The sequence below is a fragment of the Geobacter grbiciae genome, from assembly GCF_018531165.1.
Taxonomy (GTDB): domain Bacteria; phylum Desulfobacterota; class Desulfuromonadia; order Geobacterales; family Geobacteraceae; genus Geobacter; species Geobacter metallireducens.
In genome coordinates, this window is the sequence record NZ_JAHDIW010000049.1 from 1 (window position 1) to 1,060 (window position 1,060).

Here is a 1,060-nt window from a genome sequence, read left to right on the forward strand (position 1 = left end):
CCTGATTAGCGCCAATCTTCCGCTAGTCGAAGTTTCTGTTCTGTAACTTTGTTGGCATTGGCAGTCGCCCTCAGGAGCCGTTTGAACATGCCAGCAAGATCAAAGCGCCGGTTGAATCGGTATTGGAACTCGCCCAAGTAACGATGGGCGTATTTCTCGAAGTCAAAAGCATGATAGGTCCCGGTAATGGCGTTCTTCAGGTTGCCAAGCACCGTGTTGACCCAGCTGAAGCAGTCCATGCTGGTGCTTTTTCGCTCTTTACCAACAACTTCTCTCTGGTGTAAGCAGCCGGCAGCCTCTACAGCCTGAAAACACCGAAGTCCGTCCGATACTACCAGGGAGCAAGGTACGAGGGATCGCCTGGCCCAGAGTTCGACCTCTTGCCGGCAGAAACTCTTTACGGTCGAGAATACCGCATAGAGCGGATGGCCTTGTTTATTGGTTTGAACCGCCGCGATAAAGGGTACCTTGTTTTCAGAACCGCGACCAACTTTGCCGCCGGGAAGTTCGCCGCCAAGATAGGCATCATCCACCTCGATCCGCCCTGACAGGACGGTGGACTGTTCCCGCTCATACATGATCTGCATGAGCTTGTGTTTGAGTCGCCAAGCCGCACGGTAACTGACGCCAATCAGACGTCTGAGTTCCAAGATGGCGACGTTGTTCTTGTTCTGGGTCAGAAAGAACATTGCCTGGAACCAGATGGTTAAAGGCAGCTTTGACGAGTGGAAGATTGTTCCTTCTGTCAGCGTCGTCTGGGTTCGGCAATCGCTACACTGAAACACTTTGACCCGTCGGCCACGGCGGTAACAGCTATGACGGGTGCTGTGGCATTTCGGACAGAAAAACCCGTCAGGCCACCGTGATGCTTCGAGAGCAGCTTCGCATTGTTCCTGTGACCCGTACTGGTCAAGGAACTGGTTAAGGCTCATGCCCGGCTGAAACTGAATACGGTTCATCTTCATGGCGATCCTCCCGATGAAAGATGCCATGAAGTTATCATCATGCTGCGACAGCAAATGTCACATCAGGCGTCAGCGGAAGATCGACGCTAATCAGG

1 protein-coding gene is annotated in these 1,060 nt (G+C 52.9%); it reads right to left on the reverse strand.

Translation table 11 applies throughout. The features are described 5' to 3' along the window. Positions 1–5 precede the first annotated feature (5 nt). Positions 6–965 (reverse strand): IS1595 family transposase, encoded by a 960-nt coding sequence (locus tag KJB29_RS19085; RefSeq protein ID WP_215735893.1) that lies wholly within the window; start codon positions 963–965, stop codon positions 6–8. Between the last annotated feature and the right edge of the window lie 95 nt (positions 966–1,060).